This window comes from Mesorhizobium sp. CA13 (genome assembly GCF_020165235.1).
Classification (GTDB): Bacteria; Pseudomonadota; Alphaproteobacteria; order Rhizobiales; family Rhizobiaceae; genus Mesorhizobium.
The window spans coordinates 17,277-40,492 of sequence record NZ_JAIUHS010000014.1 but is presented as its reverse complement, the minus strand read 5'-3'; the positions used below and the strand labels follow the sequence as shown (position 1 = coordinate 40,492).

Below are 23,216 nucleotides of genomic sequence, written 5' to 3'. Positions count from 1 at the left end.
ATCGACCCAACGCTGAGCGCTCTTACGGTCAGTTCCGTCCGATGGGGCACGAAGGGTTCCGGCTGTTCCGATCACCCTGGCACGAAACAGTCAGGTCTCCTGACGCATCAGCCATCCCGATCCGCAAGGCAGTGAACTCGGGCGAGGACAAACCCGCGCCTGTTGCGCCGCAGCACTCCTCATCGCCAGGGTCTTCAAACGATCAGATCGTCAATTCTGATCGGCAAGTCGCGGATCCGCTTGCCGGTCGCGTGATAGACGGCGCTGGCGACGGCAGCGGCGGTGCCGACATTGCCGAGTTCGCCCAGGCCCTTCACACCAGCCGGATTGACCTCATGGTCGATCTCCGGAACGAGTATGACCTCGAGATCCCTGATGTCGGCATTCACCGGTACCAGATAATCCTGCAGGTCGCGATTGACGTAGCGGGCATAGCGGGTGTCGATCTCGGTCGCCTCATGCAGGGCCTGGCCAATGCCCCAGATCATGCCCCCCATCAGCTGGCTGCGCGCGGTGCGCGTGTTCATGATGCGGCCGGCGGCGAACGCCCCGACAATGCGCGGCACACGGATTTCGCGGGTGTAACTGTTGATGTGCACCTCCACGAATTCGGCCCCGAACGCATATTTCACCGAATCCTCATCGGACTCGCCGCCGTGGAATTCCGCCTGGCCGGCATAGAGTTTCTTGAGCGCTTCGGGGGTCGAGCCCTTCGGCGCGAATTCGGCATATTCCTCGATAGCGCCTACCTGCATGGCCTTGAATATATCGGCAGTGCTTGCCGATGCCCCGCCCTTGGTGCGGATCCGTCCCTCGTGGAGGTCCAGCTCTTCATTGTGCGAGCCTGCAAGAGGCCCGCCCTCCGCGACCGCTGCCGCGAACAATTTCGTGCGCACAGCATCACACGCCTTGAGCACTGCGGAACAGACGCTGGCGGTGGAAATCGAACCTCCCGATACTGGTGCCGGCGGCAAGGCGCTGTCGCCCATCTCGACGGCGACCTTGCCGATGTCGACACCGAGGCGTTCCGCCGCCATCTGGCCGGCAACGGTTCGCACACCGGTGCCGATTTCATGCGAGCCGCACTGCACGCGCACGTCTCCTTCGGCCGTCAGGCGCACGCGGGCCGCGCATGGCGCGGCCGCGGTCGGGTAGACTGCCGTCGCGCATCCCATGCCGATAAGCCAGTCGCCGTCACGCATCGAGCCGACTTTCGCATCCCGTCTCGACCAGCCGAAGGCATCGGCGGCCTGATCGTAGCATTTCATCAGCGACCGGCTGGAGAACGGCTTGCCGCCGATCGGCTCCTTCTGGGGCTCGTTGACCCGGCGAAATTCGACCGGATCCATGCCGAGCGCGAGGGCCATTTCGTCCATGGCGCTCTCGAGCGCATAGACGTAGGGCGTCTCGGGCGGCGAGCGCATATAACCGGGCGTGTTGCGATCCGCCTGCACAAGCGAGACATGCGTCAGCACCGAGCCATAGGCATACATGCGACCGGTGGCCGAAGTCCCGCCGACGACATAGGAATCGGGTCTCGAGGTCACCTCCCAGCCTTCATGGCCGAAAGCAGTGATGCGGCCGTCCTTGCCGGCGCCGATGCGGATGCGGTGCCGGGTTTCGGCCCGATAGGTCTGGGTGCCGAACGCCTGCATGCGGCTGACCACACAGCGCACCGGCCGACCAAGCCGCCTGGCGGCCACAGCCGCGATGGCCGTTCGCGCCGTCATCGGCCCCTTCGAGCCGAACGCGCCGCCTACGTTAGGGCAGACGATGCGCACATTCGCGGGGTCGAGCCTCAATTGCCGCGCCAACTCGACCTTCCAGCCGGTCACGTTCTGCGAGGGCTCGTAAACGGTCAGTTGGTCGCCTTGCCAAACAGCGGTGGTCGAGAACAGCTCTATCGGGTTGTGATGCTGGGTCGGCGTCGAATACCGCGCATCGATCTTCAGCGGGGCCGATTCATAAGCGGCATCGAAGTCGCCGGCCTTGACGTCCTCCTTGAACAATGGGCTTTTGCCGGCGGCGTCGATGGTCTTTGTCCCCGGCATGTCGAAACTGGCAGTCGGTTTTTCCTCGGCATAGTCCGCGCGGATTCTTTGCCCCGCCTCCTCGGCCGCCTCGAAGGTCTCGGCGACCACCAGCGCAATGATCTGACCGTCGTGGAAGATCGCCTTGTCATGCAGCGGCCCGATAGAACTCGCGCCGGTGTTGCCGAATTTCGGCGTCTCGACCTTGTCGAGGTCGCCATAGGTGACGATGTCGAGCACGCCGGGCACCGAGCGCGCGTCATCCAGGTAAAGCCTGGCGACCTTGCCCCTGGCGATGCTGCTCGTCGCGAGCACGGCGTGCGCAATGTTGGCGGCCGGGAGATCCGCCGCATATTCGGCCTGACCAGTCACTTTCAGCCGCGCATCGATACGCGGCAGCGGCTGTCCCATATTTTCCTTCGGCTGTGGAGCGGCGACGTTCATGATCACACCTTCATGTCACGGGTTTCGAGCAGCCCCCTGATCAAGGTTCGCTTGCCGAGTTCTATCTTGAACGCGTTGTGCCGACGCGGCTGGGCCTCGGCGAACGCGGCTTCGGCCGCCTCGGCCGCCGCTGTCTCGTCGAGCACCTTGCCGCGCAGGGTCTCCTCCGCCGCTCTCGCCCGCCAGGGTACGGTCGCGACGCCGCCAAGCGCGATGCGCGCCTCGTTCACGGTCTCGCCGTCGAGGTCGAGGGCGACCGCGGCCGATGCAAGGGCAAAGGCGTAGGATTGCCGATCGCGGATCTTGAGATAGCGCGAACGCCTGGTCCATGCGCCGGCGGGCACCTCTATGGCGGTTACGATCTCGTCGGGCGCCAGGTCGGTCTCTATGTGAGGGCTGTCTCCTGGCAGGCGATGCAGGCTGGCAAATGGGATCTTTCGCCGCCCGCCATGCCCCTGTACATGAATCGTGGCGTCAAGCGCGATCAGGGCTTGGGCAAAATCACCGTGATAGGTGGCGATGCAGTTCTCACTGGTCCCTAGCACGGCATGCTGGCGGTTGAACCCCTCCATCGCCGCGCAGCCCGAGCCGGGCTCGCGCTTGTTGCATGGCCATGAGGTTTCGCGGAAATATTCGCAGCGGGTCCGCTGCAGGATGTTGCCGGCAAGGCTTGCCATGTTGCGCAACTGGCCGCTTGCCGCCAGTTGCAGGCTTTCCGCGATCACCGGATACCGACGCTTGATCTCGGCATTCTCGGCCGCGTCGCCCATCCGCACAAGAGCGCCAAGGCGCAGACCCTCACCGCCGGTCTCGATCCGCCGCAGTGCCGGTTCGGAGAGACCATTCAGATCGAGCAAGCGTTCCGGCCGGGCGACGTTGAGTTTCATATAATCGGCGAGATTGGTGCCGCCGGCGATGAACTGTGCGGGGGCTTGCGTCGGCGGATACCTGGTGGCCGAGCGCGAGGCGACGGCGACCGCCGCGGAGAGGCTGGCGGGCCTCTCATAGACGAAAGGACGCATCTCAGGCTCTCCTGATCTGGTCGCGGGCCTGGACGATTGCCGCGACGATGTTCGGGTATGCCGCGCATCGGCAAAGATTGCCGCTCATATATTCGCGAATGTCGTCCTCTGAACCGGCATGTCCTTCGTCGACGCACCCGATCGCGGACATGATCTGGCCGGGCGTGCAATAGCCGCACTGGAACGCATCGTGATCGATGAAGGCCTGCTGCATCGGATGCAGGCTGCCATCCGTCGACGCCAAGCCTTCGACGGTGGTTACCGCCTTGCCCTCGTTCATCACCGCGAAGCTGAGGCAGGAGAGCACGCGATGGCCATCGACCAGCACCGTACAGGCGCCGCATTGGCCATGGTCGCAGCCTTTCTTCGTGCCCGTCAGGCCGACATGGTCGCGCAAGGCGTCGAGCAGGCTGGTTCGGCTGTCGAGAGCCAGATTGTATGGCTGCTTGTTGATGGTCAGTGTTGTCATGACAGGCTCGTATGGCTTGGCGGCAGCAGCCGGGGGCTCCTCGGACCTGGCTGTCGAGGCCAGAAGCGGAGTCACCGCAGCCGCGGAAACGGTCGCGGTCATGAAGCTTCGTCTGCTGAGACCGGAGGAGTTTGGGGGAACATGCTTGGACATCGCTGGCTCCGTCGCTGGCTACGTCGCGACCAAACCCCTCATTGTGGCCATTGTTCCGGGCCATCCGCGATAAAACGCAAAAGGAAGACGGCTCGCAGGGCAAGCCGCCCGCTTTGGATGCAGGATCGGAGCGCTCCGTTCGAGCCCGTGCCCGTCCTAGCGAATTTGCAGAACTCTCGGCGTATGGCCGATCCCCTAACAAGGTGCGAGGGCCCTCACTGCTGGCGGGCAATTCCGAGAATATCAAGCGCCTGCGCGGCAGAAGCGATCGGGCGTCCCGTGCGACCGGCGGCCTCGACGATTGCGGCGACCCGTTCGGCATTGTCGCGGGCGAGGCTGCCATCGGCGTGCCAGAGAGAGTTTTCGAAGCCGACCCGCACGTGCCCTCCCGCCGCGATCGCCGCCGTCAGCGCCAGGGTTTCGCCCCGTCCGAAGGCGCAGACCGACCATACGGCGCCTTCAAGACCATGCGCGTCGAGCCCTTCAAGGAAGACATCGAGGTCTTCGGGCCGACTTTCCTGATCGGCGGCATAGCGCCCGAGGACGAACAGCAGCCGTGGGGTTGTGGGCTCCGTCAGAATGCCTCGCCGCCGCAGATCGATGAAACGGTCGAGATCGGCCCGGTCATAGAGAATGTGCTGGACCGCGATGCCTTCCCGGCCGGCCCATGCGAAGAAGCGGGCCGGCTCCGCCTCGCCATCGCTGATTATCTCACGCAAGCCGATCGAGACGGAGACCGGATGAAGCGCCCGAACAAGGTCCATCTGTTCGCGTGGCGAATAGAGCCCGACAGCTTCGGTCGTGATCTGGATCGCCATAACGCCCTGCGTCCGCTCCCGGATCGCCGCGATGGCATCCCGGTAAAGCGCGGCGTCAAGCGTGTGCCGGCCTGAAGCATCGCGGACATGCACATGGATGGCGGCGGCGCCGGCGGCGAGACACTGCCTCGCTGTTTCGGCAAGTTCGTCGGCGGTCATCGGCAGAGCCGGATGATCGGCCTTCGTTCTGCGCGCTCCGTTCGGCGCAACCATGATCAGCAACGGCTTCAATTTCATCTCCGGGCCCAATTGGCTCTCCCGCAAGCTGGTTTTCCATGCTTCATTTCACCGACTCGCATAGGTAGGACAGCATGAACGCCACCGCCCAAGGGATTTCCGCCTTCGCCACCGCCGCCGAACTCGGCCGCGCGCTCGCCGATGGCAACACATCTTCGACCGAGATCGTCCGGCGCGCGCTGGATCGTGTCGGCGTTCATGACAATTCGCTGCATGCGTTCGTCCGGCTGTTTCCCGAAGCTGCGCTCCAAGCCGCCGGTGAAGCCGACGAGCGTCGCCGTCGAGGCGCCTCGAAAGGGCCGCTGGACGGTATCCCTTTCGCGGCCAAGGACCTGCTTGACGTCGAAGGCTATCCGACCCTGGCAGGTTCGAAAGCGCTTGCCGGCGAACCCGCAACCGCCACGGCAACGGCAATCGAACGCCTTGTCGCGGCCGGGATGATCCTGCTGGGCAAGGTCCACACCGTGGAATTTGCTTTCGGCAGTTGGGGGACCAACCCGGTCGCCGGTACGCCCCTGAACCCGCGTGACAGCGCCACCCCGCGCGCGCCGGGCGGATCGTCGAGCGGTTCGGGCGTAGCCGTCGCCGCCGGACTGGTGCCGGTTGCGCTCGGCACCGACACTACGGGCTCCATCCGCAATCCGTCCGCCATGTGCGGAATCGTGGGCCTGAAGACGTCCTTCGGCCTTGTCGGGCGCGGCGGGTTGCTGCCGCTTGCCATGTCCTTCGACAGCATCGGTCCCATGACCCGGTCGGTGCAGGATGCAGCCCTTCTGCTGGCCGCGCTCGAGGGTCCCGATCCCGGCGATCCGGCAACCTATGGGGTGGCGCCGACCTTGCCGCTCGAAGGACTCGAGCGGAGCATATCGGGCGTTCGCCTGCGCATCCCCTCGGCCGCGGACCTCGCCGGTGTAGACCCCGGCATACTGGACCGCTTCGACTCCACGGTCGCCGAACTGGAGGCGCTCGGCGCCAAGGTCGATCGGATGCCGATGCCGCAATCTTACGACACCTACAAGGCCCTGGCCGGCGACATCATGGCCGTCGAAGCCTGGCATCATCTCGGCCGTTATGTGGAACCCGCGGACAGCGTCGTCGGCACGGCGATCCGCATGCGGGTTCTCAAGGGCAGGGAAATCGGCCTCGCGGCTTATCACGAGTTGATCGCAAGGCGCCGGGCCGCGCAGATCGAGTTTCATCGCGATCTCGAGGGCGCCGATGCCTTCCTGACGCCGACGGCGCCGATTACCGCGCCGCCATTGTCCGACATCGATGAGACAACGACGCCGCTTGGGACGTTTACCCGCATGGTGAACCTCCTCGACATGGCAGCGCTCAGCGTCCCCATCGGTCTCGTCAATGGTCTGCCCGCAGGATTGCAGATCGCGGTTCGCCGCTTCCAGGATCCGCTGGCGCTGAGGATCGGGCGGGCGCTCGAGATCCGGTGCGGCGGCCTGTTCGAACAGCCGCCGGGCTACGCCACGCCGTAAGCTGCCCGTTCATTCACCGCTCGCATACAGCCAACGTGCGACGAGAGCGTCGGTGTCGGCACCGAAATCCGCGCGCGCGCCTTCGGAAAAAACCGTGCCGTTCTTGACCACATAGACGTAGTCGGTGATGGCAAGCGCTGCGCGAATATCCTGGTCGACCAGCAGCACGGCCTTGCCGAGTTCGCGGGCAAGATCGCGGACGATGTCGTAGATCGTCTCGCTGGTCTGGGGATCGACGCCCGCGGTCGGTTCATCGATCAGGTAGACCGACGGATCGGCCATCAGGCTGCGTGCGATCTCGACCTGCCGCTGCTGGCCTCCCGAGAGCTGGCCGGCAGGCTGCGCGCGTTTCTCGCGAACGACGGGAAACCGCTCATAGACATGTTCCAGTTTCTCGGTCAGAACCGTCTTCTTCGGCCTTGCATGCCAGAGACCGAGTTTCAGGTTCGATTCGACCGAGAGATGAGGGAAAAGGCTCGGCCGCTGCGGCAGGTAGGCCAGGCCAAGGCCAAGCATCCGGAAGGGCGGGTTTCCGGTGATGTCCACGTCTCGCAGAAGCACCCGGCCGGCACTCGGTTTCAAAAAGCCGAACAACGCCTTGAGAAGCGTCGACTTGCCGGTGCCGTTCGGCCCGACCACACAGGAAATGTGGCCAGGCCAGGCCCTGACCGAAACGTCGCGCAATATGTCGATGTCGCGCGTATAGCCGGCGACAAGGTTCTCGCAGGCGACCAGCGGCGGAGTCGATGCCAGGGAAGCTGATTCCATCATGGTGCTTCCCGATGCGTTCCGCGGGATCCCGTATAGGCGTGCACGACCTCGGGATTGCGCAGTACCTCGGCGACCGCGCCGTCGGCGATCTTGCGCCCCCGCGCCATCACCATGACGCGCGTTACGACCGACTGGATGGCCTCGAGGTTGTGATCGACAACGACGATGGTGTGACCGTCGCGATTGAGGCTCCTTATGTGCTCGATGATCTCCTCCAGCAGGCGCGGGTGGACGCCGGCGAAGGGCTCGTCCAGAAGCAGCAATCTCGGTTTCAGCATCAGCGCCCGGCCGAGTTCCAGCAGCTTCTGCTGGCCCCCCGAAAGCGCTCTTGCATAATTGTCGGCGAGATGATCGAGCCTCAGGAAAGCAAGAACCCCACGGGCGCGCTCCTCTGCCGCGCCGCGCCGTTCAGCCGGGTCGGAAAGCGCCGGCACGATCAGGTTTTCCAGCACGGTCATGCGGCGGAACAGGCGAGGAACCTGAAAAGTACGGGCAACACCGCGGCGCGCGAAAAGATTAGCCGGCGAGCGCGCCATGTCGGTGCCTTCGACGAGGATGGCACCGCCGTCGGGTTTGAGCGCGCCCGTCACCATGTTGATGGTGGTCGTCTTTCCCGAGCCGTTGGGACCGATCAACCCGACAATTTCGCCGCGGGCCAAGGCAAAGGATAGGCCTTCAACGGCATGGATGCCGCCGAAATGCTTGGCAAGCCCGCTGACCGAGAAAAAACTGGTGTCCCTCTCAACCGGCATGGGGTTCCTCGGTGGTAGCGGCAGGAACAGGAGCTTGTTCCCGCGGCCGTGCGCGGAAACGCGCCCAGTTTTCGACCATCGGATACAGGCCGTTCTGCGCGAAGCGTTGCACCAGGATAAGCGCCAGGCCCATCAGCACGAAACGCCATTCGCCGTAGGACCGCAGCGTCTCGGAAAGCAGGAAGACGACGACTGCGCCGACCACGGCGCCGGGCAGGCTTTCGATGCCGCCGATCACCGCCATCGCTATGACCAGACCCATTTCCGGCAGGATAGCCATGTTGGGCGTCAGGATGCCGATGAAATGGCCGTAATAAATGCCGGCTATAGCCGCGATCACGCTGGTTACCACGAAGACGAGGATCTTGTAGCGTGTGGTATCCACGCCGCTGGCGCGCGCGGCGCCCTCATCTTCCCGGATGGCACGCAGAAAAAGACCGACGCGGGTCGCCAACAAGGCGTTCATTCCCAATACTGCCAGGACGACGAGCGCAAGGCCGAGATAGTAATAGGGCAGGTCCGATCGACCTGAAAAGAGGCCTGGTACCGGCAAGCCCAGCATGCCGCGTGTGATGTCTTCCTCCGCGACCAGCACGAGGCGGAAGATTTCCGAAATGGCAAGCGTGAAGAGGGCGAGATAAGGTCCGGAAAGCCTCAGCACGAGCGCGCCGATCAGGGCGCCGGCCATGACGGCAAGAGCGATGGCGGCAAGAATGGCAAGCGGCAGCGGCATGCCGATCTGGCCAACGAACAAGGCCGAGGCATATCCGCCCAGCGCGGCAAAAGCGACATGGGCGAAGGAGAACTGACCGGCGAAACCGGCAAGCAGCGCCCAGCTCGCGGCAAGCAGCGCATAATACCAGGCGATGGCGCCGACGTGGGTCCAGTACGGCCCAACGCCGAGCGGCACCAGCAACGCCACCACGAGCAGAATCGCCTGGGCCGATTGCGAGAATGTTGGACGGATCATTGCCGTGATCCTATTCCAGCCGCAGATGCGAGCGGCCGAACAGGCCGGTCGGCCGGAAGAGCAACGCAATGACGAGCAGCAGCGCTCCGAACGCCTGCGTATAGGCAAGCGCGCGATTGGGGTCCGGCAGATAGCCGACACCCAGCCCTTGCACCAGGCCAAGCAGGATGCCGCCGGTGATGCTTCCGCCGACGGATCCCATGCCGCCGAGCACGATGATGATGAAGGCCTGCACGGCAGGCAACTCACCCATCGACGGCGACAGGGCGAAGATCGGCGCGATCAACGCCCCTGCCCCGCCTGCAAGTGCCGAGCCGATGCCGAAGGCGATGGTGTACATGCGGCGTGGATCGATACCGATGACCGCGGCGGACTCGCGGCTCTGGCTGACCGCATCAAGTGCCTGGCCGAGCGAGGTGCGCTTCAGGAAAAACGTCAGACCAACAAGCAGGACGACGGCGGCGACCGCCGCGATCAGCCGGTCGTAAGGCAGGATCAACGGACCGAGGATCAGCGCTCCCGTCATGAAGGACGGCGGCGCCTTGGCGAAGGGACCGAAGACGACGAGGCCGAGATTGGTGATCAGAATGGTGAGGCCGAAGGTGACGATAATGGCATATTCGTCCTTGCGCTCGACCTTGTCGGTGTACATCGGCGCTATGACGAGCCTCTCGAAGAGGACGCCGAAGATGAACAGGGCCACCATCGCGCCGGCGACACCGACAAGCGGCGGCGCATGGAACCAGCCAATGATGTAGTAGGACGCATAGCCGCCCAGCATATAGAGCGATCCGTGGCCGAAATTGACGACCTTCAGCACCGAGAAGACCAAAGTGAGTCCCGCTGCCGTCAGCGCGAAAATGAGGCCGATGACCAGGCCGTTGACGGCCAGGAGGAGGAAATAGCTCATGGGTTCACATCACCTCGTTGTCGGCCGCCTGTCCTGCGAAGCGGCCGCCGGCGGCCATGGAGCCGCCGGCGTGCCGTTCATTTGCCGGGCATGACCTTGTCGGTGGTGGCCCACTTCTTCGGATAGACGATCGCAGCGTCCTCCGGCGCCTGGTCCACGGCCGTGTATTGGATGATCGTGAACGGCACGTCGACGAACTGATGGAAAGCCCAGTCGGGAGATTTGGTGGTCGGGAAGGTGTAGGTGGCATTCACCCCTTCATATTTGATCTCTTCCAGTGCCTTCACGATCGCCGCGCGGTCGGCCGAGCCTGCCTTCTTGATCGCTTCGACGACGACACCGAACGTGTCATAGGCCTCCATGGCCACGCCGGTCGGCGCCCTGTTGTAGCGTTCGGTGAAGGCCTTCACGAATGCCTTGGCCTTGTCGTTCCATTGCGACTTGGGCTGTGCGACGTTGACGATGAGAAGATTGTTGGCGCATTCGCCGTCGACTTCCCACACTTCCTTTTGCAGCAGACCCGAGGAGCCGATGAGGGCCGTGTCGGCAGTCGGTGCGAGGCCGAGCTGGCAGGCCTGCTTGACGAGCTGATACTGTGCCTGTCCGGCGATCACCATCTGGATCGCGTCAGGCCTCGGGCTCTGGTTCATCAGGCGCAGCAGCGCGGGCGTGAAATCCTGCTGGTTGAGGTCGATCGTCGCCAGCGTATAGGGGACGTTCTTGGCCTTGAGCTCATCGGCGATGACCTTGGCCCCGCCCTGGCCGAAATCCGTGTTTTCGGCGATAATGGCGATGTTCTTGAAACCTTGCTCGACCGTCCAGTCGGCTGCCTTGACGTAAACGAGCGAGTTGGCCGGAGCGAGACGATAGACTTCCGGATACTGCTTGGCCGTGATGGCATCCGCCCATACGTCGGTGCCGACCCAGGCGACGCCGTATTTGTGCGCCTCCTCGATTTCGGCGAGAGCGACCGAGGAATGGAATTCGCCGAAGATCGCGGCGACGTTGTCCTTGGTGATGAGCCGAACCGCCGCCGCGCTGCCGTCGGCCGGCTGCCCTTTGGTGTCCTCGTAGCTCACCTTCAGCTGACGGCCGAGAACGCCGCCGGCCTTGTTGACCTCGTCAACGCCGAGCTGCACCGCCCATTGCATCTCCTGGCCGCCGGAATAGTTGCCGGGCGGCGACAGCGGCCCCACCCAGCCCAGCGCGATTGGATCCTCGGCCAGAGCCGGTGCGGCTGCGAACGGCAAGGAAGCCAGCGCGAGTGCCGCCAGCGCTCCCAAACGACTGGATATGGTCTGTTTCATGCGAATTTCCCCTGTTCTTGTTTTCTGATTGAATGAAACACTACGCTCATTTATAGCAGATTGAAATATTCATTGCAGCTCGTCAACGGCCGGCGTAAATTCGCCCCATGTTGGAACCCGCCTTCCGCTCGCGCCTGCTCGAGAGTTTCGAGACGATGCCGCGCCAGCTTCGCGCGGCGGCGCAATGGGTGCTCGACAATCCGCGTGACGTTGCCCTCCTGTCGATGCGCGTCCAGGCGCAGCGCGCCGGGGTGACCCCGGCATCGATGACGCGGCTTGCCCAGCGCATGGGCTTCGACGGCTACGATAGCCTGCGCGATCTCTACGCCGAGCAACTTCGCCGCGGCGAGAAGGAGTTTTTGGGCAAGGCCGAAGCATTGATGGCGCGGCGCAAGCGCGGAGGAGACGGCGCTCTGGCCTTCGAGCTGGCCGAAACGCTCGAGCGCCATATGGCGAAGCTTTGCGATGCGGCGACGCTGGAGACGGTGACCCGGGCGGCCGCGGTGCTGGCAGGCGCCAAGCGCATCTATGCGCTGGGCTATCGGTCGAGCTACCCCGTCGCTTGCCATTTCGCCTACATCTATGGTCTCGCCGGCGGCGCGGTGCGTCTGCTTGACGGGGTCGGCGGAACCGGACCTGATCCTTTGTGGGAAGCGGGAGCGGGCGACGTGCTTCTGGCGATCAGCGTAAAGCCCTATACGCGCGCGGCCGTCGAACTCGTTGACTATGCACGCAGCCGTGGGCTCGAAATCGTGGCGATTACCGACAGCGTCGTCTCGCCGCTCGTCAACCGGGCAGGCGCCGTCATCATCGTGCCGACCGAGAGCCCGTCCTTTTTCCACACCATGGCACCGGCCTTTGCCATCGCCGAAACGCTGGCCGCGATCCTGGCGGCCGCCGCCGGCGATCGCGCGCTGGCCGCCATGCGCGACGTCGAACGTCAGTTCGACACCCTTTCCACGCATATCTACGAAACCAGGCAGCGGTCATGACGCACATTCTCCATCGCCAGATCCACCACGATTATCCCGTTGCCGTCGGCGGCGATGGCGTCACCGTCATCGACAGCGAGGGACGCCGCTATATCGACGCCTCCGGCGGCGCGGCCGTCTCATGCCTTGGCCATCAGCATCCGGCCGTTCTTGCCGCGATGCATACCGAACTCGACCGGCTCGCCTATGCGCATAGCAGCTTCTTCACCACCCGGCCGGCGGAGGAACTGGCGGACGAACTTGCCGCTCACGCGCCGGGCGATCTTCATCACGTCTATTTCGTCTCCGGCGGCTCGGAAGGCATCGAGACCGCCCTGAAGATGGCGCGGCAATATTTCGTCGAGCGCGGCGAGCCGCAGCGCCGCCGCTTCGTGGCCCGTCAACAGAGCTATCACGGCAATACGCTGGGCGCGCTTTCGGTGGGAGGCAACGCCTGGCGCAAAGCGCCGTTCGAACCCATGCTGATCGAAAACCATCATATCGAACCATGCTACGCCTATCGGCATCAGCGGCTGGATGAAGGCAGCGAGGCCTACGGCCTGCGCGCCGCCGATGCGCTTGAGACGAAGCTGCAGGAACTCGGGCCGGAAATGGTCATTGCTTTTGTCGCAGAGACCGTGGTCGGGGCTACTCTCGGGGCCGTGCCACCCGCACCCGGTTATTTCAGGCGCATCCGCGAGATTTGCGATCGCCACGGCGTGCTGCTCATCCTCGACGAAGTCATGTGCGGCATGGGTCGCACCGGAACACTGCATGCCTGCGAGCAGGAAGGCGTCGCACCCGACATCATGGTGGTCGCCAAAGGGCTCGGCGGGGGCTACGCCCCGCTCGGCGCGGTGCTGGCGTCCGAGCGCATATTCGATGCCTTTTCGCAAGGCAGCGACTTCCAGCACGGTCACACCTATGTCGGTCATCCACTCGCTTGCGCGGCCGGCCTCGCCGTCCAGCGGGTCATCGAGCGTGATGGTCTGCTTGCCAACGTCGCGGCGCGAGGCACCACGCTCGAACGGCGGCTGCGCGAGCGCTTCGGCAACCATCACCATGTCGGAGACATTCGCGGGCGCGGCCTCTTCCAGGGCATCGAACTTGTCGCGGATCGCTCGGCCAAGGCCCCGTTCGATCCGCGCCTGAAGGTCCACGCCCGGATAAAATCGGAAGCGATGCAGCGGGGGTTGATGGTTTATCCCATGGGCGGCACTGTTGATGGGCGGGCTGGCGATCACATCCTGCTTGCGCCGCCATTCATCGTCGACGACAGCACGGTCGACATCATCGTCGACCGTTTGGGCGACGCCGTCGATGCCGCGATCGGCAGCATTGCTATCTAGCGCACGAGACGCTCACCGACCGGCATCAGCCCCGACCCGGCCTCACAGTGCCGCGCCAGACCATCGGCGCATGGCAGGTCAGGCGGCTGCCGACACCGGCTTCCTCGCGCGAACCGGTGGCCAGTCGCACGGCGTGCTTGGCAATCTCCTCAATCGGCGGCGCAAAGGTCGTCAGCCGGTAGGAAGCCCAGTCAGCCTGCTCGATGTCGTCGAAGCCGGCGACGCAGAGATCGCGCGGGACGTCGAGACCGAACTCGTGGCGCGCCGCGTCCAGAAAACCGCAGGCGATCAGGTCGGTCACACAGAATGCCGCATCCGGTCGCTGCCGGCCCGACAGCAGGCGCCTTGCGCCTTCTGCCCCGGTCGCATAACCCGTGCGGCCCTCGCGCCACTGGATCACCTCCAGCCCTTCCTTGCGCGCCGCGGCAAGAAACGCCGTCTCGCGCGCCACCAGACTGGGCGTGCCGGCTGCCGACGTCACCAGGGCAGGCCTGGTGCAACCGGCACGAAGAAAGGCGTGAAGTGCCGCCTCGGCGGCGGCGGCGTTGTCGACGCCGATGTTATGCGGCCCGTCGAACCGGTCGTCGCGATTGATCAGGATCAGGCGCTGCCCGTTCTCGAGGCAGGTTCGGATCAGCTCCTGCGGCGGCGTGCCGGACAGCACGATCGTCGCATCGGCACGATAGTTCAGCGTGTTGCGCAACGCCTGGTCGACATGGTGGCTGGGGCCCGACGTGTTGAATACCATGGCCACTTTGCCGGCATCCCTCAAATGCTGTGTCAGCGCCCGCAGGATACGGGCCTGATAGGGCGTGTCGCCATCGGCGACGACAAGGCAGACGATGCCCGTCGATGCCCGCATCAGGCCGCGCGCCAGATGGTTGACGTGATAGCCGAGCTGCTCGGCCGCCAGCAGCACCCGCTCGCGGGTTTCTTCCGAAACGCTGGCGCCGGGCGTGAAGGTGCGTGACACGGCCGAGCGCGAAACGCCGGCAAGGTCCGCGACCTGCTGGGCACTGGAAAAGCCAATACGGCCTCTTGGCGTCGTCATGCACACTCCCACTGGCGTTCGCCGATTCCTTGCACGCACGTGCAGCATAGCGCAAGCCAGTCGCAGGTGTCACCGCCACCCTTGACACGCATGCGTAAATGAAACAGCTTTGCACAGCCGTGCATGAAACCGGCGCCGGAGGCTACCTTGCCCATTTCTTCGCAGACCGCATCGGAGCTGCCATTGCCTGGACGAACAGCATGAACAGCGTAGCGGTGCGGTCGAAAGCGAGCCGGATGTCCGAAGCCGAACTCGACAGGCGCGCCGATGTTTGCCGGCAACTGCTCCTGTCGTCGGGAAACATGGCGATGCAGGGCTACAGCCAAATCGACGCCGCGCAGCCTGTGGAGATGAAGGGGCCGCAGGATTTCCTGACCGAGACCGACGGCAAGGTCGAGAATCACATCCGCACGACGTTGGCCGCGGCCTTTCCCGAGGACGGGTTTTTGGGCGAGGAAACCGGCGGCAGCGGCGGCTCTGATCGAATGTGGGTCGTCGACCCGATCGACGGTACGGCGAATTTCATGCGCGGCATTCCGCATTTCTGCGTTTCGATCGCCTTCGTCCAGGACGGCCGCAGCGAGATCGGCGGGATTGCCAATCCGGCCATCGGGGAGGTCTATTTTGCCCGCCGCGGGCACGGTGCGACGCGCAATGGCGCGGCGATCCGTGTTTCGCGCACGCAGGCCTTCGACCGCGCCTCCGTGGAGTTCGGCTGGTCGCCGCGGATTCCCAACCGGGACTACCTGGACAAGGTGGCCCTGGTCTGGTCGCTGGGCGCCAATGTACGCCGCTCCGGTTCGGGGGCGCTGGGCCTTGCCTATGTGGCCGATGGCCGCTCGGATGCCTATGCCGAGCTTCATATCAATGCATGGGACTGTCTGGCTGGATTGCTGCTGGTCGAGGAAGCCGGCGGGCGCGTGAACCGCTTTCTCGACGGCGACGGCATGGCGAAGGGCAATCCGGTGCTTGCTGCGGCGCCGGGCGTGGCGGCGAGATTGTCCCAGGTGATCGGAGTGCCGTTGGACGACGAATAATCAATTCCAAAGAGCATAAAAGGGAGGAATTATCGATGAAAGGTCCATTTGATCGCAGCAGGACATGGCTTGGCCTTGCGGTGCTGGCCATTTTCGGGCTGGCCGGCGGCGCCCATGCGGCGGATCGCAGCCTCGTGATGTATTGCGGCGTCGACGAGGCCTGGTGCCGGGCCATGGCCACGACCTACCAGAAGGAAACCGGCGTCAGCGTCGACATGACCCGCATGAGCGCCGGCGAGATCTACGCGCGCCTGCGGGCCGAGAAGGACAATCCGCAAGCCGATATCTGGTGGGGTGGTACCGGCGACCCGCATCTTCAGGCGGCGGAAGAAGGTCTCACCCAGGAATACAAGTCGCCGCAGCTGGCGAACCTGCGCGACTGGGCGCTGAGGCAGGCCGAACGGGCCAAGAACCGCACCGTCGGCATCTATCTCGGCGCGCTTGGCTACGGCTACAACGAGGAAGACCTGAAACAGCGCGGCCTGGCGGCGCCGGCCTGCTGGGCAGATCTGGTCAAGCCCGATTTCCAGGGCGAGATCGAGATGGCCGACCCCAATTCCTCGGGCACTGCCTGGACGATGCTGGCGACAATCGTGCAGCTGATGGGCGAGGACAAGGCTTTCGACTATCTCAAGCAGCTCAACAAGAACATCGCCGAATACACCAAGGCGGGCGCCGCGCCCGCGCTCGCCGTGGGCAAGGGCGAGACGCTGGTCGGCATTTCCTTCCAGCACGACGTCATCAACGCCGCCAAGCAGAATCCGGCTGTCAAGGTGGTCTCGCCCTGTGAAGGCACCGGCTTCGAGATCGGGTCGATGAGCATTGTTGCCGGGGCCAAGCATATCGACGAGGCGCAGAAATTCTACGACTGGGCGCTGACGCCAGACGCGCAGAAACTGGCGGCTCCTAACGGCAGCTACCAGATCCCGTCGAACACCGGCACCCCGGTGCCGCCCGAGGCGCCGGACCTCAGCAAGATCAAGCTGATCGACTACGACTTCGCCAAATACGGATCGTCAGCGGAGCGCAAGCGGCTGTTGAAGAAATTCACCGATGAGGTCCGCAACGGCGGCTGATCTGGTCCGTACGGCCGATCCGCCGGCTGCCTGCGAGGCAGCCGGCGCAACCCCGACCATACCGAAGGAAGATGTCGAATGGCGCGGGCTTCGCCCTATCCCATGGCCAATGACCTCCCGGGGCGCAGTGCCGCCGGATGGCTGGCGCTGGCATGGGCGAGCTTCATTGTGCTGCCATGGTACAAAGTCGAAGGCGGCTTCCTTTCCTTTGACTGGCTGGCGCGTCCGGCGGAGGCGGCACCAGCCATCCTGCTGTCGCTGAACGGTCGGCTTTGGCTGCTTCCCTTGATCCTGCCACTTCTCCTGGCAAGCCGGCTCGTCGCGCGCCGGGACCTCCCCGGCCTGGCAGTGGCGGGCGCAGCCGGCCTCGCCTGGCTGGCGATCGAGGGTTTTTCCATCATCCATTCGGGTTGGGGATTTGCCTGGCTCGGGCATCTTGCCAGTACGCCGGGGCCGGTGCAGCCGGGGCTCGGCTGGGGTGCCGTGCTGTACGCGGTGTCGATGCTGATGTTCATCGCCGAGGCGCTGGCGGCGCGTGGCTGGTGCAAGGGCGACCGGTTTGTCGTCGGCTCGCTGTTGATCGTGATCGCTTCGCTGATCCTGTTCGTGGCTTATCCGCTGTTGTCGATCCTCGCTTCCGCCATCGAGGACAATGACGGCAATATCGTGCCGGCCCTGTTTGCCGAAAAGCTGTTCAGTGCCAACATCTGGAGCCTGCGCTGCCTCTACGGCGACGGTTCCTGCGGCGTGGCGTGGAATACGGTGGCGATCGCGGTGCTGGTCGGATTCTTCTGCACAGCGTTGGGCCTGGCGCTGGCGCTGATTGCGCTGCGCACCAGGCTGCCTGCCAAATGGCTGCTGCGCGGCCTCTCCATCCTGCCGATCATCACGCCGCCTTTCGTCATCGGCCTGGCGCTGATCCTGTTGTTCGGTCGGGCCGGCATCGTCACCAACCTTTTGTCCGAACATCTGGGCATTCCGCGCAGCCGTTGGATCTACGGCATGGCCGGCATCACCATCGCGCAAGTGCTGGCCTTCACGCCGATCGCCTTCCTGGTCCTGGCCGGCGTGCTGCAGGGCGTCAGCCCGAGCATGGAGGAGGCCTCGCAGACCTTGCGCGCCGGCCGTTGGCGCACTTTCAGCACAATCACCTGGCCGCTGATCCGCCCGGGGCTGGCCAGCGCCTTCCTGATCTCGTTCATCGAGAGCATGGCCGACTTTGCCAACCCGCTGGTGCTGGGCGGCAACTTCAACGTGCTGTCGACGGACATCTTCTTTGCGGTGGTGGGCGCTGCGCATGATCAAGGCCGTGCGGCGGTGCTGGCGATCGTGCTTCTGGGATTCACACTCGCCGCTTTCGTCATCCAGCGCCGCTGGATCGGCAGCCGCAGCTACGTCACCGTCGCGGGCAAGGGCGATGGCGGTGTTCCGGCCACGCTGCCCAAGGGCTTGCGCATCGGCTGCTACGCCGCCGTCATTCCCTGGCTGCTTCTGACCGTCGTGGTCTATGGCATCATCCTGGGCGGCGGCTTCGTGCAATCGATCGGCCGCGACAACACGCCGACGCTCGAATATTTCCTCACCGCTTTCTCCGTCGAGAAAGGCGTCAATGGCTGGTTCCTGAGCGGGTCGGCCTGGCCGTCGCTGCTGACGACCATCGGCCTTGCGCTGGTGGCGATGCCGTTCACCGCCGCGCTCGGCATCCTGACCGCCTATCTGCTCGACCGGCAGCATTTCGCCGGGCGCACGATGTTCGAATTCCTGGCCATGATGAGCTTTGCCATTCCCGGCACGGTCGTCGGCGTCAGCTATATCCTCGCCTTCAACGTGCCGCCGGTGCAGTTGACCGGCACCGGACTGATCATCGTCATCTCGTTCATCTTCCGCAACATGCCGGTGGCGATCCGTGCGGGCCTCGCCAATCTTGGGCAGATCGACAAGAGCCTGGACGAGGCATCGCTGACACTGGGGGCGCGTTCCTTCGCCACCTTGCGGCGGGTGATCCTGCCGATCCTGAAGCCGGCTATCGTGACAGCGATGATCTACAGTTTCGTGCGTGCGGTGACTGCGGTCAGCGCCGTCATCTTCCTGGCGACCGGCCGCTTCAATCTCGCCACCGTCTACATTGTCGGGCGAGCCGATGTCGGCGAATACGGCATCGCCATCGTCTATTCGGCGGTGCTGATCGTCGTCATGATGATCATTCTGATCGGCATCCAGTTGCTGGTCGGGGAACGCCGGCTTGGCCGGCGCCGGGCCGAAGCGCAAGCCGTCGTGGCACCAATCTGATCGGGAGAAGCGTATGGATCAAACGGCGAAGAACGCTGCCCCCGGCGTGATGGACAGACCGGCAGTGCGTTTCGAGGGCGTCACCAAGAAATACGGCGCCGTCACTGCCGTCGACAATGTCAGCTTCGACATCGCACCGGCCAGCCTGGTGACGCTGCTCGGACCCTCCGGCTGCGGCAAGACGACGACGCTCAGGCTGATTGCCGGGCTGGAGCACGCAAGCCACGGGCGCATCGTCATCGACGGCAAGGACGTCACCTTACTGTCAGCCGCCGAACGCGACGTCAGCATGGTCTTCCAGTCCTATGCGCTGTTCCCGCACATGAACGTCATGGAAAATGTCAGCTACGGCCTGCGGGCGACGGGGCTCGGCAAGGTCGAGGCCGCAGGGCGCGCCGCCGAGAAGCTGGCACAGGTCGGCCTGTCCGGCTACGAGAAGCGCCAGCCGAGCGAACTTTCGGGCGGCCAGCAGCAGCGCGTGGCCGTGGCGCGCGCCATCGTGCTGGAGCCGAAGGTGCTTTTGTTCGACGAGCCGCTGTCCAATCTCGATGCCAAGCTGCGCCGGCGCGTGCGCGATGAAATCCGCGGTCTGCAGCAGGATCTCGCGCTGACGGTGGTCTATGTGACGCATGACCAGGAGGAGGCGCTCGCCGTGTCCGATCGCATCATCGTCATGAACGCGGCCCGCGTCGCCCAGGACGGGACCCCGCGCGACCTCTACAACGAACCCACGAGCCCTTTCATCGCCGACTTCATGGGCGACGCCAACCTGCTCGATGTCGAGGTTCTCGCCAACAACGGGACCAATGCCGAGGTAAAGGTCGGGCCGCTGCGGCTCGACATGCCGCATCGCGGAATCGCGCCGGGGCCGGCGGTGCTGGCCGTCCGGCCCAATGCCGTACGCCTCGTCGCCGGCCAGCCGGCAGCCGACGGTATGAGAGGGCGCGTGGTCAAGAGTTCTTATCTCGGCGACCACATGGAATACCGCGTCGCGATAAACGATCCGGCGGTGGAGCTGTTTGCGACGTCGCCGATCGTCACACCCGCCCTGCCCGAAGGCAGCGTCGTCGCGGTCGATTTCGACCCGGCAAAGATCGTACTGATAGCGCGCGACAAGTCCTAGCCAGCAGCGCACACCGGCACCGGTGCGCCTGATACGAAAATAGTGGTTCTCGATGTTCCATGTGGATGTTACCAATCTCTGTGCATTCCGAATGTGCGCTTGTGACCATGTGTTCTGGCACTTTGGAACTGTGGCGAGCACAGGACGTATTCTTCACGCGGGACCAGACGGTGCACTCGAAGCCGTCACAGGGCCGCGATGGGCGTTTTCGACAGTGGCCACAAGGGAGGAAATACCAGTGAAAGCATCCTATCTCATCTCAGCCGCGCTGCTTGTGGGGACCGCGATGCCAGCGGCAGCAGCCGAAATTTCCGACGGCAAGGTCAAGATCGGCATCCTCAACGACCAGTCGGGTGTCTATGCCGATTTCGGCGGCAAATGGTCGGTCGAGGCGGCCAAGATGGCTGTCGAGGATTTCGGCGGCAAGGTCCAGAATGCGCCTATCGAGGTCATCAGCGCCGACCACCAGAACAAGCCGGACATCGCCTCCAACATCGCGCGCCAGTGGTACGACACCGAGCAGGTCGACGCCATAATGGAACTGACCACCTCCTCGGTGGCGCTCGCAGTGCAGGGACTTTCCAAGGAAAAGAAGAAGATCGACATCGTCACCGGCGCGGCCGCGACCGACCTTACCGGCAAGCAGTGCTCGCCCTACGGTTTCCATTGGGCCTACGACACCCATTCCCAGGCCGTCGGCACAGGCGGTGCCCTGGTGCAGCAAGGCGGCGACAGCTGGTATTTCATCACCGTCGACTACGCCTTCGGCTATTCGCTCGAGGAGCAGACCGCCAAGCTCGTCAAGGATCGCGGCGGCAAGGTGCTTGGTGAAGTGCGCTATCCGCTCGGCTCGACCGACTACTCATCCTTCCTGCTGCAGGCGCAATCCTCCGGCGCCAAGATCGTCGGCCTTGCCAATGCCGGTCTCGACACTTCCAACTCGATCAAGCAGGCGGCCGAATTCGGCATCGTCGCCGGCGGCCAGCGGCTCGCGGCACTTCTGTTCACGCTGGCCGAAGTGCATGGCCTCGGCCTGCAGGCGGCCCAGGGCGTCGTGCTGACCGAAGGCTTTTACTGGGATCGCGACGACAAGAGCCGCGAGTTCGCCAACCGCTTCTTCAAACGCACCGGCAGGATGCCGAACATGATCCAGGCCGGGACCTATTCGGCGGTGTCGCAGTATCTGAAGGCCATCGACAAGGCCGGCACAGACGAAACCGAAGCCGTGGCCAAGGAATTGCATTCGATGCCGGTCAACGACGTCTTCACCGCCAATGGCAAGGTGCAAGCCGACGGCTCCATGGTGCACGACATGTACCTCTATCAGGTCAAGAAGCCCGAGGAGAGCAAGAAGGATTGGGACTACTATACCTATCTTGCGACCATTCCGGGCGACCAGGCCTTCATGAAGGCCACCGATAGCGGCTGCCCGCTCGTCAGCAAGTGACGACGGCAACCGCCGCGGCCGTCAGGCCTGACGGCGATGGAAACGTGCCGCGGGTGGTGCTTTCCGCCCGCGGCCTCAGGCGCGATTTCGCCGGGTTCGTCGCGGTGAAGGATGTCGATCTCGACGTTCACCACGGCAGGATTCACGCCTTGATCGGACCCAATGGCGCGGGCAAGACCACGATCTTCAACCTTTTGACCAAGTTCCTGCAGCCGACCAGCGGCACGATCGAACTGCTCGGCACCGACATTACCCGGACACCGCCGGCCAAGGTGGCGCAGATGGGCCTCGTGCGCTCGTTCCAGATATCGGCGATCTTTCCGCATCTGAGCGTGCTCGACAATGTGCGTGTCGCGCTGCAGCGGCCAGGCAGGTTGGGCTTCCAGTTCTGGCGTCCGCTTTCGGCGCTCGACCAGCTGACGCCGCGGGCGCGCGAGCTTCTCGGCACGGTCGGCCTCGACGACGCGGCGCACCGGCTCGCCGGCGATCTCTCCTATGGCCGCAAGCGCGTGCTCGAGATCGCCACCACGCTGGCGCTCGATCCAAAGGTGCTGCTGCTCGATGAGCCGATGGCCGGCATGGGGCACGAGGATGTCAGCATGATCTCCGGGATCATCCGCGCCTTGGCCCGCGATCGGGCCGTGCTCATGGTGGAGCACAATCTGACCGTCGTTGCCGATCTTTGCGACTGGATCACCGTGATGCAGCGCGGCAAGGTGCTCGCCGCCGGCGACTATCCGACGGTCAGCCAGGATGAACGCGTCCGGATAGCCTATATGGGAACCGAGCATGAGTGAGCCGCTGCTTGCCGTGCGCGATCTTCATGCCTGGTACGGCGAGGGCCACGCGCTGCACGGCGTCGACCTCGATGTGTTCCGCGGCGAAACCGTGACGCTGCTTGGCCGCAACGGCGTCGGCAAGACCACGACGCTGCGCGCCATCATGGGGCTGATCCGTAAGCGCACCGGCAGTATCGTCTTCAACGGCAACGATTTGATCGGCCTGCCCTTGCACCGTGTCGCCCACCAAGGCATCGGTTTCGTTCCCGAGGAGCGCGGCATCTTCGCCACGCTGACAGTCGACGAGAACCTGATCCTGCCACCGGTGGTGGCCAAGGGCGGCATGAGCGTCGAAGAGATCTTCGACCTCTTCCCCAACCTGAAGGAGCGCCGCAACAGCCGGGGCACCAGGCTGTCCGGCGGCGAGCAGCAGATGCTGGCGATCGCCCGCATCCTGAGGACGGGCGTCCGGATGCTGCTCCTCGACGAGCCGACCGAAGGCCTGGCGCCGGTCATCGTGCAGCGCATCGGCGAATTGCTTGCGACGTTGAAGAAGCGCGGCATGACGATCCTGCTCGTGGAGCAGAATTTCCGTTTCGCCGCCCGCATTGCCGACCGCTTCTACCTGATGGAGCACGGCAGGGTGCTGAGCGGGTTTCCTGTCGGCGAACTGGCCGCCCACGACGCTCAACTGCACGAGGTGCTCGGAGTATGATGGCGC

The 23,216-nt window shown here is 64.4% G+C and carries 20 protein-coding genes; 10 read left to right on the top strand and 10 right to left on the bottom strand.

Annotated elements, in window-relative coordinates; genetic code table 11:
• Window positions 1–194: 194 nt before the first annotated feature.
• From LB566_RS25290 to LB566_RS25275, 4 genes are all read right to left on the bottom strand, one after another.
• Window positions 195–2,474, bottom strand: coding sequence for a xanthine dehydrogenase family protein molybdopterin-binding subunit (locus LB566_RS25290; protein ID WP_224628379.1), 2,280 nt, complete (start codon window positions 2,472–2,474; stop codon window positions 195–197).
• Between the two features lie 2 nt (window positions 2,475–2,476).
• The gene (locus LB566_RS25285) at window positions 2,477–3,496 is read right to left on the bottom strand and encodes an FAD binding domain-containing protein (RefSeq protein WP_224628378.1); all 1,020 of its coding nucleotides are present in this window, start codon (window positions 3,494–3,496) and stop codon (window positions 2,477–2,479) included.
• A gap of 1 nt (window position 3,497) precedes the next feature.
• Entirely contained in the window at window positions 3,498–4,118 is a 621-nt protein-coding gene (locus LB566_RS25280) for a (2Fe-2S)-binding protein (RefSeq protein WP_224628376.1), read from the bottom strand.
• A 215-nt stretch (window positions 4,119–4,333) separates the two neighbouring features.
• Window positions 4,334–5,173 (bottom strand): 3-keto-5-aminohexanoate cleavage protein, encoded by an 840-nt coding sequence (locus LB566_RS25275; RefSeq protein WP_411910510.1) that lies wholly within the window; start codon window positions 5,171–5,173, stop codon window positions 4,334–4,336.
• 74 nt (window positions 5,174–5,247) lie between these two features.
• Here LB566_RS25275 and LB566_RS25270 point away from each other — a divergent pair, with 74 nt between their 5' ends.
• Complete coding sequence (locus LB566_RS25270; protein ID WP_224628372.1) at window positions 5,248–6,663, top strand: amidase; 1,416 nt, start codon at window positions 5,248–5,250, stop codon at window positions 6,661–6,663.
• Window positions 6,664–6,672: 9 nt separating this feature from the next.
• Here LB566_RS25270 and LB566_RS25265 read toward each other — a convergent pair whose 3' ends face one another.
• The 5 genes from LB566_RS25265 to LB566_RS25245 all read right to left on the bottom strand — a co-directional run bounded on the left by LB566_RS25265 (window position 6,673) and on the right by LB566_RS25245 (window position 11,373).
• Window positions 6,673–7,431 carry an ABC transporter ATP-binding protein gene (locus LB566_RS25265; RefSeq protein ID WP_224628370.1) on the bottom strand — a complete coding sequence of 253 codons (759 nt, stop codon included), beginning with the start codon at window positions 7,429–7,431 and terminating at the stop codon, window positions 6,673–6,675.
• A complete protein-coding gene (locus LB566_RS25260) occupies window positions 7,431–8,186 on the bottom strand; it encodes an ABC transporter ATP-binding protein (protein ID WP_224628368.1) in 756 nt (251 codons plus the stop codon). The genes LB566_RS25265 and LB566_RS25260 overlap by 1 nt, the downstream gene beginning before the upstream one ends.
• On the bottom strand, window positions 8,176–9,156 hold the full coding sequence (locus tag LB566_RS25255) for a branched-chain amino acid ABC transporter permease (protein ID WP_224628360.1): 981 nt from the start codon (window positions 9,154–9,156) through the stop codon (window positions 8,176–8,178). Before LB566_RS25255 ends, LB566_RS25260 begins: the two co-directional genes overlap by 11 nt.
• A 10-nt stretch (window positions 9,157–9,166) precedes the next feature.
• The gene (locus LB566_RS25250; protein ID WP_140642468.1) at window positions 9,167–10,066 is read right to left on the bottom strand and encodes a branched-chain amino acid ABC transporter permease; all 900 of its coding nucleotides are present in this window, start codon (window positions 10,064–10,066) and stop codon (window positions 9,167–9,169) included.
• Window positions 10,067–10,143: 77 nt separating this feature from the next.
• Entirely contained in the window at window positions 10,144–11,373 is a 1,230-nt protein-coding gene (locus LB566_RS25245; RefSeq protein ID WP_140552379.1) for an ABC transporter substrate-binding protein, read from the bottom strand.
• A gap of 107 nt (window positions 11,374–11,480) precedes the next feature.
• Here LB566_RS25245 and LB566_RS25240 point away from each other — a divergent pair, with 107 nt between their 5' ends.
• Entirely contained in the window at window positions 11,481–12,365 is an 885-nt protein-coding gene (locus LB566_RS25240) for a MurR/RpiR family transcriptional regulator (RefSeq protein ID WP_140552378.1), read from the top strand.
• Window positions 12,362–13,693, top strand: a complete 1,332-nt coding sequence (locus tag LB566_RS25235) for an aspartate aminotransferase family protein (RefSeq protein WP_140552377.1) — start codon at window positions 12,362–12,364, stop codon at window positions 13,691–13,693. Before LB566_RS25240 ends, LB566_RS25235 begins: the two co-directional genes overlap by 4 nt.
• 25 nt (window positions 13,694–13,718) lie before the next feature.
• On the opposite strand, the gene LB566_RS25230 is transcribed toward LB566_RS25235, so the two are convergent.
• The gene (locus LB566_RS25230; RefSeq protein WP_140552376.1) at window positions 13,719–14,744 is read right to left on the bottom strand and encodes a substrate-binding domain-containing protein; all 1,026 of its coding nucleotides are present in this window, start codon (window positions 14,742–14,744) and stop codon (window positions 13,719–13,721) included.
• A gap of 200 nt (window positions 14,745–14,944) precedes the next feature.
• Here LB566_RS25230 and LB566_RS25225 point away from each other — a divergent pair, with 200 nt between their 5' ends.
• The 7 genes from LB566_RS25225 to LB566_RS25195 all read left to right on the top strand — a co-directional run bounded on the left by LB566_RS25225 (window position 14,945) and on the right by LB566_RS25195 (window position 23,210).
• Window positions 14,945–15,781, top strand: coding sequence for an inositol monophosphatase family protein (locus LB566_RS25225; protein WP_140552375.1), 837 nt, complete (start codon window positions 14,945–14,947; stop codon window positions 15,779–15,781).
• 35 nt (window positions 15,782–15,816) lie between these two features.
• On the top strand, window positions 15,817–16,857 hold the full coding sequence (locus LB566_RS25220) for an ABC transporter substrate-binding protein (RefSeq protein ID WP_224628358.1): 1,041 nt from the start codon (window positions 15,817–15,819) through the stop codon (window positions 16,855–16,857).
• Between the two features lie 102 nt (window positions 16,858–16,959).
• Window positions 16,960–19,146 (top strand): ABC transporter permease, encoded by a 2,187-nt coding sequence (locus tag LB566_RS25215; protein ID WP_411910513.1) that lies wholly within the window; start codon window positions 16,960–16,962, stop codon window positions 19,144–19,146.
• Window positions 19,147–19,159: 13 nt separating this feature from the next.
• Complete coding sequence (locus LB566_RS25210; RefSeq protein ID WP_224628354.1) at window positions 19,160–20,269, top strand: ABC transporter ATP-binding protein; 1,110 nt, start codon at window positions 19,160–19,162, stop codon at window positions 20,267–20,269.
• Window positions 20,270–20,507: 238 nt separating this feature from the next.
• A complete protein-coding gene (locus tag LB566_RS25205) occupies window positions 20,508–21,716 on the top strand; it encodes an ABC transporter substrate-binding protein (protein ID WP_140552373.1) in 1,209 nt (402 codons plus the stop codon).
• On the top strand, window positions 21,713–22,513 hold the full coding sequence (locus LB566_RS25200; RefSeq protein ID WP_224628351.1) for an ABC transporter ATP-binding protein: 801 nt from the start codon (window positions 21,713–21,715) through the stop codon (window positions 22,511–22,513). Before LB566_RS25205 ends, LB566_RS25200 begins: the two co-directional genes overlap by 4 nt.
• Complete coding sequence (locus LB566_RS25195) at window positions 22,506–23,210, top strand: ABC transporter ATP-binding protein (protein WP_224628350.1); 705 nt, start codon at window positions 22,506–22,508, stop codon at window positions 23,208–23,210. The genes LB566_RS25200 and LB566_RS25195 overlap by 8 nt, the downstream gene beginning before the upstream one ends.
• Window positions 23,211–23,216: the final 6 nt, after the last annotated feature.